Raw genomic sequence first — 10,399 nt, 5'->3', positions numbered from 1 at the left:
TCACGCTGGGTGTGAAGAGGGGGAAAATCTGAAAATAGGTAACAATACTATTGAAGGATTACCTATCTCTATTGTCAGTGTCTGTAATTAGTGTCAGTAAAAAAACTAACTTCAAAACCTATGTTTGAGGTGTTTAAAGGTGTTGATCTTCACTGATACAGACACAGATTACTGACACTATATATCAATAGCAGTTGGTTTGGCTCTATTTTGATGGGGCTTTTTTTTGCTACTGGTTGGACGCCCTGTGTTGGCCCGATTTTAGCTTCTATTTTATTGTATGCAGGAACTTCCCAGACGATAGAAATGGGGGTTCTATTGCTGGTTAATTATTCATTAGGGTTAGGAATTCCTTTTTTAATTGCTGCAGTAATGATTGATAGATTTGCTATTTCAATGAGTAAATTTAATTGTAAATTGTACATTGTAAATTATCAATTAAAATGGGGAGGATGAAGATGGAAGACGATAAGTTAGTTTGTCAGGAATACTGTGTCCAATCGAAAATAATTGAAGAACTGAAGAAGGATGAGTTATCTGAAGAAGTTATTACTCAATTAGCAGATGTTTTTAAAATTTTAGGGGATCCGACGCGAATTAAGATTATACATACTTTAGCTAAGCAGGAGTTATGCGTCTGTGATATTTCTGAATTATTAAGGATGAGTCAATCTGCTATTTCTCACCAATTAAGAAAGTTACGGGAATTTAAACTGGTTAAATACAGAAGGGAAGGAAGGGTTGTCTATTATTCATTAGATGATGATCATGTTTTACAATTATTTAGTCAAGGATTGGAGCATGTTAAAGAAGGAAAATAACAAATTTTGTTGACAATTCCTGCTGATGGGGTATATAATAGTAATATATGAACAAACACTCATGTATTTTTTCAGCTAACATATGAATAAGTATTCATATGTTAGCTGTTTCAGTAGTTATAAGAATTAATTTAATCTGATTTTTGGTATTATAAAGCTTCAGTTTATAGTTGATAATTGATAATTGAGAGTTGAAGATCAAGCCTATAAATTCAAAGGTTTTGAAGGTTTTTAACTATTAATTTTAAACTATTAATTATCAATTAAAATGGATGGAGGGCATAAAAACTTATCTATCTGTTAAGTAGTGTGATGTTAAAATTTGATCTAAATGAAAATATTATTAGGAGGGATTAAATGGAGGCCAAAAAGCTGGTTACAGAAATAAAAAAAGAGTCTAAAGCTAAAAATAAAGCAATAAAGGGGGAAGAGAAAATAGACTCAAATTTAAAGCTAAAGAAGATGGAAAAAAAGATAGAGTTAATACTAAAAGGGCTGGGTTGTGCAGATTGTGCTGCTAAGATTGAAAGAGAAGTTAATAAGCTATCTAATATACAAGAGGCAAGATTGGATTTTCTTTCAGAAAAGTTGACAATTATAACTGAGCAAGATGGAGTGGAAAGTGAAATAATTAGGTCAGTTAATAAGATTATCAATCAGATAGAACCTGAGGTTAGAGTATCTACTGAAGAAGAAGTTGGAATGCCAGAAAGATTAGAAGAAGAAAATAATAATTTGCAAAAGAGGATAATTAAATTAATTGTGGGGAGTAGTTTTTTTGTAGTAGCTTTATTATTTGATCTCTCTTTTCTCCACCAGTTAATCTTATATGGTACTAGTTACTTAATAATAGGTGGAACAGTAGTCTTAAAGGCAATTAAAAATATTGGAAATGGACAAGTGTTTGATGAAAACTTCTTAATGACAATTGCTACGAGTGGAGCTTTTGCAATTGGAGAGTTTCCTGAAGCAGTGGCAGTGATGTTATTTTATAAAGTAGGTGAAATTTTTCAAGCACGAGCTGTCGATCATTCTCGACGTTCAATTAAATCCTTGTTGGAGATTAAAGCTGATTATGCTAATTTAAAAGTTGGTGATCAAATTAAGCAAGTGCCATCAGAAAAAATTGAAGTTGGAGATATAGTTATTATTAAAGCAGGGGATAAAGTCCCAGTTGATGGTAGAGTGATTGATGGAGAAGCAAGGATTGATACTTCGGCTTTAACTGGGGAATCGGTACCTCAAAAGATAACAGTAGGCGATGAGATTTTAAGTGGCTTTATTAATCAAGATGGGGTTTTGACCGTTAGAGTAGAAAAAGAATTCAATAATTCTGCAGTAGCTAAAGTACTAGATTTAGTTGAAAATGCTGCTGCTAAGAAAGCACCTACCGAAAATTTCATCACTAAATTTGCTAGATATTATACGCCCTTGGTAGTAGCAGGAGCCTTCTTAGTGGCTACCATACCACCATTATTTACAGGGGAAGCATTCAGTATCTGGTTTTATCGGGCTTTAGTATTTTTGGTTATTTCATGTCCTTGTGCTCTGGTAATTTCGATTCCGCTCGGCTTTTTTGGTGGGATTGGGGCTGCTTCCAAAAATGGAATCTTAGTCAAAGGGGGTAATTATTTAGAAGCTTTAAATAATGTGAAGCAGGTTGTTTTTGATAAGACTGGTACTTTAACAGAAGGAGTATTTCAGGTGATTGAGGTCGATACTCAACCTGGTTGGACAGAAGAAGAGGTATTGGAGTTGGCTGCAATAATAGAATTAAATTCTAATCATCCGATCGCTAAATCAATCGTAGAGGCTTGTCCAACAGAAGTCAGTAGTGAAGTGATTAATAACTATCGAGAGATTTCTGGTCAGGGATTAACCGCTACTGTAAAAGGGAAAGAACTATTAGTAGGTAATCAAAAGTTATTGACTGCAGCAGGGGTTCAATTTGAAGCTAGTGATTTTAAAGGAACAGCAGTCTATGTTAGTTATGGGCAAGAGGTACTCGGAACTATCTTGATTTCTGATCAGGTTAAGCCAGATGCTCAAGGGGCAATTGAATCTTTACGAGAATTAAAGGTTGAGCAGTTAACAATGTTGACTGGTGATCGTAAGCAAGCTGCCTTACAGGTGAAAGATTATTTAAAGCTAGATCAATATTATGCAGAGTTGTTACCTGAAAATAAGGTTGAATTAATGGAAAGTTTTATCCAAGAGAAAGAAGAAGGAGGTAAAGTTGTCTTTGTAGGAGATGGGATCAATGATGCTCCTGTCTTAGCAAGGAGTGATATAGGAGTAGCAATGGGTGGCTTAGGTTCAGATGCAGCTATTGAAGCTGCAGATGTTGTATTGATGACAGATGAACCGACTAAACTAGTAGAGGCAATTAAGATTGCCCGCTTTACTCGAAGAGTAGTCTGGCAAAATATTATTTTAGCATTAGGAGTTAAAGGAATTATATTAATTATGGGTTTATTTGGATTGACAACGATGTGGGCAGCCATTTTTGCAGATGTAGGAGTAGCTTTATTAGCTATCTTTAATGCATTGAGGATTATTATGAGCCAAAAATTTAATTAAAGAGGAGATCCTTCCCCCAGACTAAATGTTAAATAATGTAATTAAAAGAACAAATTCACTTGCGATACTTGTTAATATTTGTTATAATATTGACAAGTGAATCACAAACTTAGTTCTTTAAATCACTAAAAATACTGTAGTAGGTATTGATTATAAGTTTTATAAGTTCTATAAGTTTTTTGAGGTGGAATTAAAGGAGGAGCGAGATGAGTTTAGAGAGTGGGAGTACTAGCAGACATGTATGTAGCTTATATTATGGCAAGGAACATTTTTTAGTAAAAACAGTTCAGTTTTTAAGTCAAGGCTTAAAAGAAGGGGAAAAAGTCCTTTATTATGCAGAAAGCGAGTTAAAAGAGCAGATTTTAGAAGCTCTTGATGAGCACTATCAGCAAGCGGCTCAGTTGGAGTTTATATCTGAATTGGAATTAATAAAAGTTTATTTGCAACGTGGCAAAGATGGTTTGCAAGAAGAATTAGGAACCTTTTTTGCAGGAGAATTTAGTAAGGTTAGGGTCTTATATCAAGTCAGTAAAGTAGTAAAAGAAGTAGGTCAAGAAGCTGTTTGGGAGTTTGAAGAGGTTATGAATGAGGTATTAGAAGATAGTAATTTATTAGTATTATGTATGTATGATGTTATTGATTTGATCGAAAAGGATAGTTTAAATTTTTGGTTAGAGCAAGCTCTGAATTGTCATCAAAGCTTATTGAGTGCGGGTGAATATCTTGATTTAACTAAAAATGGATTAGTAGTATGAAATAATAAGGCCTTATTAATAAGGCCTTATTATTTTTTTAGATTTATTCAATTTCATTTTGAGTTCGTTCTCTAAAGAGTAAACTGATAGAATATAGTCCGGCAATCCCAACAATAGAGTAGATTATTCTACTAAGCATTGCAGTTTGTCCTCCAAAAAGGCTTGCTACTAAGTCAAATCTAAATAAACCGATTAATCCCCAATTTAATGCTCCGATAATCATTATGATGAGTGCTGTTCTATCCATTATTAATCAACTCCTTACCTTTTTTTATAGTATCTCTGAATCCTTTATTTGATATTCAGTAAATGTTTTTGAGTAGAATGGGAAGGTATCTTCTTATATTAGAGAGAATAATAATAAATACTATTTTAACTAAAATAATGGTTCTGCACGAAATAAATAATGAATAGTATATAATATGTTAATTATTTCAAAAAAAGGAGGATTCAACCATGAAATCAAAGATGGTTACTATGTTATTAGTGTTCTTGTTGATTATGTCTACTACTAGTATGGGATATACTGTACAAAGGGAGGAGCAACAAATAAGAAGCTTTTTAAATTATAGAATTAAATATATCCATAATAATGCCTACAATACAACTGTCAGTCTACCTAAGTTTAGAGTTGAAGAATATACTGAAGAGATAATCAAGTGGTCTAATTATTATTCTGATCAATTTAATGTTGATATCGATCCCTTGTTAGTTGCTGCTATTTTGGAAACAGAGACTAACTTTGTTTCGAGAAGTGATTATGATCAAGGAAGAAGTATTGGAATATCTAGCATGAAGATAGATACTGCTGAATGGATTGCAGATCAGTTAAATGTTGATTATAATAAATGGCGGAAGTTAGATGCAACTGATCTGGGAATCAAATTTGCTGTTTATTACTTAGCTTTAGCTTCTCAGCTTTATGATGGTGATCTTAATCGAATAATCATCTCTTATAATCAGGGCTTTACAAATGCTAATTCTAAACATTCAGATGAGCTTTTTCATAGATACTTATTTCAAGTGTTAGGTCGTTATAATTTCTATAAGGAAAGAATTAATTATTATGGAGGTTATGCTAGTCAACATTTTGAGCAGTTATTTTTGGAATTAGAGTAGTTCTTAAAGTATAAGTGCATAGATATGAAAAAAGCCTCCTTGGTTTTAAAGGAGGCTAACTCAATTTAATTTTGAATAATTTCGGTACGATATCCATCTGGATTGGTTAAGAAGTAATACACTCCACTGACTTCATATCCTAATTCTTGATGTCGCTGGTAAGATGCTTCTAAGTCTTCAACTACTATATATTGTGTATTGTAGTTTGAGAAGTTAGTTTTTACAGTGCAATCAATAATTAGATGTTAAACCTTTATTCTTAGCTACAGTACTGTTATAATAGTGATTAGTATATACTAAAATAATAAAAGCAAGTTTAAGGTTGTGTATCAGGAATCTGGAATAAGGAATCAGGAAAATTATAAGTTCAAATTCTTTAAAAGTTTTTAAATCACAAGGTTTAGATGGTTTTGAACTTACTGATTACTGACTACTGATTCCTGATAACAATTGATATAAAGCTCTGCTTTATATCAATAAGGAAGGAGGACAAAAATAATGAACTTAAAAAAGTTCACAGTGGGAATAGGGAACGTTAACTGTTATGTTGTAACTGATGAAGAAGGAACAGGAATAATTGTAGATCCAGGTGGTGGGAAGGAGATTATTCTTGATTATATTGAACAAGAAGAGTTGAATATTAAAGCTATTATCTTAACTCATTGTCATTATGATCATATTTTAGCTGTTGAGGATTTACAACAGGAGTTGCACTTACCGGTCTGGATTCATGAGGCTGGTCAAGAGGGTCTGCTTAAACCAGAGCTGAATTTATCGATTAGTCGTTCAGTGCCGAGTATGAGTATTGCAGCTGATAAAATATTACAAGATGGGGAAGAATTAAAGGTAGGTCAATTAAAATTAGAAATAATCCATACTCCAGGTCATACCCTCGGGGGGATTTGTATTAAGATAGATGATGTTTTATTAACAGGAGATACTTTATTTAAAGGCTCAGTAGGTAGAACAGATTTAGTTGGAGGAAGTTATCAACAGTTAGCTGATTCAATTACAGAAAAAGTATTAAACTTAGATGCTCAGTTGGTAGTTTATCCCGGGCATCTGGGTCAGAGTACTTTGGAAGTAGAAAGAAAGAGAAATCCGAAGGTAAGGGCGATGTTAAGAAAGTAGTCTTATGAATAAGGAATAAGGAATTCAAAAATAGTTCTTTTTTTAGTAGGGCTGATTATATTAGAGCAAGGTGTATAGTTCATGAAATCCAATTTAACTGAAAGGATTGATTTACATAAATGAGGTGAAGAAGGTGGAGTATCAAAAGCAGTTAGATAAGCTAGAAGGTTTTTTTAAAGAAGGAGAGACTACTCAGCAAAAGATTGGAGTAGAGTTTGAGCATTTCATAGTAGAGCAGGATACTTGGCGAGCAATTGATTATCGAGATGATGATGGAATAGAAGATATTTTAGAGGAGTTGGCCCGGCAAGGTTGGGAGAAAGAAGAGGAAAATGGTCATTTAGTCGGTTTAACTTCTCAACAGGCGAAGGTTTCTTTAGAACCTGGGGGCCAAATAGAGATCAGTAGTTATCCACAGGGAGAGATTGAGAAACTCAAAGAGATCTATTCTGCTTTTTTAGAAGATTTAATTCCAATCTTAGATAATAAAGATTACTATTTAGTAACAACTGGTTATCAGCCTAAAAGTAAGATTGATCAGATAGAGTGGAATCCTAAACAGAGGTATCAGATTATGTCAGATTACTTAGAGACTAAGGGAAAATGTGCCCATAATATGATGAAAGGAACGGCAGCTTTACAGGTGGCTCTGGATTATGAGGATGAAGTGGATTTTATAAATAAATTTCGAGTTGCTAATGCCTTATCTCCGCTCTTTGCGATATTGACAGATAATGCTCCTGTTTTTGAAGGAGAGGTTTATTCGCAACAGACTTTACGAACATATATTTGGGATAATACTGATCCTGCTCGAACTGGGATTATTGAGGAGGTATTTGAGGAGGATTTTGGTTATAGAAAATATGCAGAGTATATCTTGACTAGAGAGCCAATACTGCTCAAGACCAATGATCAATGTCTAACAACTGGAGATAAGAACTGCCGGGAGATCTTTAAGGAGAATGAGTTTGGGACTCAGGAACTAGAGCATATCTTGACGATGGTCTTTCCTGATGTTAGGTTAAAACAATTCATTGAGATCAGGATGACAGATTCTATTCCTCCTGATCTGAGTTGGGCGATGGTGGTTTTATATAAAGGATTATTTTATGAGCAACAGAATTTAGAAAGGTTGTCTAAATTGGTAGCAGGATTCAGTTTAGAGGAGGTCTTAGCTGCTCGAGAAGAAAGCATGGTTGATGGCTTAGATGCAGTCTTAGGTAATTATAAGTTGATAGATTTAGCTGCTCAATTATTGGAGTGGGCCAAAAGGGGTCTTAGCAGTTCAGAAGTTGATTATTTGGAGCCGTTAGCTAAGATTATTGATGCTAAACAGACTCTAGCAAGCCAGATTAAGTCTAAGTTAAAAGCAGGCAGAACAGAAGCTTTCAAAAGGGATATTTTGAATCTTTATGTTAAGGGGGAATAGATGATGGATCAACTATTTCAGAAGTACAAAGAGCTATTAACAGTAGATACAGCAAGATATGCTGAAGATTATCAATTATTGGCCCAGAAACTTGAGGATTCAGCTGCCTATTATCAAGGGGCAGTGATTCCTTTTTTATATCAGCCTTTTTTTTTCAGTTCTTTAGAGAACGACAAATTCAAAGAATTAACTGCTCAAATGGCTACAATTTTAACTAAAGTCATTGATAGATATTTAACTGACCAAGAGTTTCGATCATACTTTGGGTTTTCTAAGGACCTAGAAGAGTTAATCTTAGTTGATCCTGGTTATGACTCTTATTTTCCGATGGCCCGTTTTGATATATTTTATCATGGACCAGAAGAATTTAAATTTTGTGAGTTGAATGCAGATGGCTCTTCGGGAATGGTCAAAACAAATACTTTAGAGAAGTACTTTTTGGATGCTGCAGTAGTTAAAGATTTTGCTACGAATTATAGTTTTGAGTATTATGAACTATTAGATAGTTGGGTGGATACTTTATTAAGTAATTATCGTCAATTTGGAGGTCAGCTAGAACGACCGAATATTGGAATCATGGATTTTGAAGGTTATGGAATGGTCAGTGAGTTCAAATGTTTCAAAAAGATATTAAACCAGAAGGGTTATTCAACCCAAATTATTGATCCTAGGGAATTAACTTATGATGGTATTGACTTATATAATGATGATTTCAGGGTGGATTTAATTTATCGGCGGGCAGTGACTTTAGATTTAATGGAGCATTATCAGGAAATAGATAGCTTTCTAGCTGCCTATCGTAATCAAGATGTCTGTGTAGTTGGCCCGATTAGATCGCAGATTATACATAATAAGATTATCTTTTCTATCTTACATAATCAGAAGCAGATCGATTTTCTAGATCAAGCTGAAAAAGAATTTATTAAACAGCACATTCCTCTGACATTTACTTATCAACCAGCCAATAAAAAATTAGTTAAGCAGGTAAAGAATAATAAGGAACGGTTTGTTTTAAAACCAATGGACTTATATGGAGCTCAAGGGGTAGTAATCGGCAAAGATGTAACTGAGCAAGAGTGGCAGACTAAATTAGAAGAGATAGAGTCTGGAACTTATTTAGTTCAGGAATATTGTTCACTACCTAGTCGAGATTTAGCAGTCTTTGCAGATGGAGAACTCAAATTTGAAAAATTCAAGTATATTTTAGGACTATTTTTATACAATCATGAATTCAAAGGGGTTTATACTAGAGCAGGTCAGAAAGATATAATTGCCAGTGCAACAGGTTGTGTTACTCAACCGAACTTTGTTAATTTGGAAAATCAAATAGCTAAGTCAAGAGAACCTCAAGAGTAGTTAATAATAACTTAAATATAAAATCAATTGCAAAAAAAGGGATTAAAAACCAAATTCAGAATTTATACTATAGGGATATTGGAAAAAGTAGTTGCAGATTGTTGAATTAAATAATTAACTGCAGAGGTGAAAATGATGGCTGAAAATTTAATGCAAGGGAAGAAAGGTTTAATTATGGGAGTTGCAAATAAAAAATCAATTGCTTGGAGTATTGCTCAAAAGATGCAACAACAAGGAGCGGAGTTGGCTTTTACTTATCAAGATGAGCAAGTAGCCAGGAAGGTGATACCATTATTTGAAGAGTTAGGAGCAGAATTTTATGAAAGGTTAGATGTATTGGATGATCAACAGTTTACTCAAGTCTTTACTAAATTGGATGATTACTTTGCGGGTGAACTGGATTTTTTAGTTCATGCAATTGCTGGAGGTCCTAAAAAGTCTGAATTAAAAGGAAAATATGTAGCTACTTCTCGAACAGGCTTTACTAAGGCAATGGAGATCAGTGTTTATTCATTTACGAAGGCATTACAGTTGGCCCAACCATTGATGGAGGGGAGAAATTCAACAGCAATTACTTTGTCTTATTATGGAAGTGAAAAGGTAATGCCTAATTATAATGTAATGGGAGTTGCCAAGGCGGCTTTAGAAGCATCTGTTGCTTATTTAGCAGATGATTTTGGAGAAGATGGGATTAGAGTCAATGCCTTATCACCGGGACCAGTTTTGACTCGAGCAGCGTGTGGAATCTCTGATTTTAGAGGTTTGTTGAAGGCTTTTTCTGAAAGGGCTCCGATGAAGAGGTTGGTTAAGAGAGAAGAGATTGCTAAGAGTGCTCTTTATCTGTTAAGTGATTTATCTCAAGGTGTAACAGGAGAGATCATTCATATTGATGCTGGTTATAATATTATAGGGTAGGTAAGTGATTTATTATATCAAGGGACTATATATGTTAATTATACGCGTTAAGTCAAGTAAGTTATAGATTTTATCGGCAGAAAACCAGATGGGCTTGCCCTCTGGATGAATGCCGACATTTTTTAATGCAATTAAATATTGGATTAAAAAATATAATATCCTTCCAACTTCCTATAAAACTACTTTCTCTTACTTACATATACATTCTACTATGATATAATGTATATGTAAGGAGGGATAACTAATGAAAAATGTTCAAATTAATATTTCTATTCCTGAAAACTGGAAAGATG

The 10,399-nt window shown here is 33.8% G+C and carries 10 protein-coding genes; 9 read left to right on the top strand and 1 reads right to left on the bottom strand.

Annotation, left to right across the window (positions count from 1 at the left end):
• Positions 1-171 precede the first annotated feature (171 nt).
• From MWH25_RS11930 to MWH25_RS11915, 4 genes are all read left to right on the top strand, one after another.
• Entirely contained in the window at positions 172-456 is a 285-nt protein-coding gene (locus tag MWH25_RS11930) for a cytochrome c biogenesis CcdA family protein (RefSeq protein ID WP_282706965.1), read from the top strand.
• Positions 457-458: 2 nt separating this feature from the next.
• A complete protein-coding gene (locus tag MWH25_RS11925; RefSeq protein ID WP_248627876.1) occupies positions 459-821 on the top strand; it encodes an ArsR/SmtB family transcription factor in 363 nt (120 codons plus the stop codon).
• Positions 822-1,178: 357 nt separating this feature from the next.
• Entirely contained in the window at positions 1,179-3,401 is a 2,223-nt protein-coding gene (locus tag MWH25_RS11920; RefSeq protein ID WP_282706963.1) for a heavy metal translocating P-type ATPase, read from the top strand.
• A 206-nt stretch (positions 3,402-3,607) separates the two neighbouring features.
• Complete coding sequence (locus MWH25_RS11915; protein ID WP_248627875.1) at positions 3,608-4,156, top strand: MEDS domain-containing protein; 549 nt, start codon at positions 3,608-3,610, stop codon at positions 4,154-4,156.
• Positions 4,157-4,199: 43 nt separating this feature from the next.
• Here MWH25_RS11915 and MWH25_RS11910 read toward each other — a convergent pair whose 3' ends face one another.
• Positions 4,200-4,403, bottom strand: coding sequence for a DUF378 domain-containing protein (locus tag MWH25_RS11910; RefSeq protein ID WP_248627874.1), 204 nt, complete (start codon positions 4,401-4,403; stop codon positions 4,200-4,202).
• A gap of 209 nt (positions 4,404-4,612) precedes the next feature.
• Here MWH25_RS11910 and MWH25_RS11905 point away from each other — a divergent pair, with 209 nt between their 5' ends.
• From MWH25_RS11905 to MWH25_RS11885, 5 genes are all read left to right on the top strand, one after another.
• Positions 4,613-5,275, top strand: coding sequence for a transglycosylase SLT domain-containing protein (locus MWH25_RS11905; RefSeq protein ID WP_248627873.1), 663 nt, complete (start codon positions 4,613-4,615; stop codon positions 5,273-5,275).
• Between the two features lie 498 nt (positions 5,276-5,773).
• Entirely contained in the window at positions 5,774-6,406 is a 633-nt protein-coding gene (locus MWH25_RS11900; RefSeq protein WP_248627872.1) for an MBL fold metallo-hydrolase, read from the top strand.
• Between the two features lie 133 nt (positions 6,407-6,539).
• On the top strand, positions 6,540-7,835 hold the full coding sequence (locus MWH25_RS11895; protein WP_248627871.1) for a glutamate--cysteine ligase: 1,296 nt from the start codon (positions 6,540-6,542) through the stop codon (positions 7,833-7,835).
• A gap of 3 nt (positions 7,836-7,838) precedes the next feature.
• Positions 7,839-9,191 carry a glutathionylspermidine synthase family protein gene (locus MWH25_RS11890; RefSeq protein ID WP_248627870.1) on the top strand — a complete coding sequence of 451 codons (1,353 nt, stop codon included), beginning with the start codon at positions 7,839-7,841 and terminating at the stop codon, positions 9,189-9,191.
• A 135-nt stretch (positions 9,192-9,326) separates the two neighbouring features.
• Positions 9,327-10,106: an enoyl-ACP reductase FabI gene (locus MWH25_RS11885; protein WP_248627869.1), complete on the top strand. Its 780-nt coding sequence runs from the start codon at positions 9,327-9,329 to the stop codon at positions 10,104-10,106.
• Positions 10,107-10,399: the final 293 nt, after the last annotated feature.

Origin of the sequence: Natroniella acetigena, assembly GCF_023227745.1 — a bacterium.
GTDB classification, from domain to species: Bacteria; Bacillota; Halanaerobiia; order Halobacteroidales; family Halobacteroidaceae; genus Natroniella; species Natroniella acetigena.
Note: the sequence above shows the minus strand (reverse complement) of the source record. Positions and strands in the feature narration are given on the sequence as shown.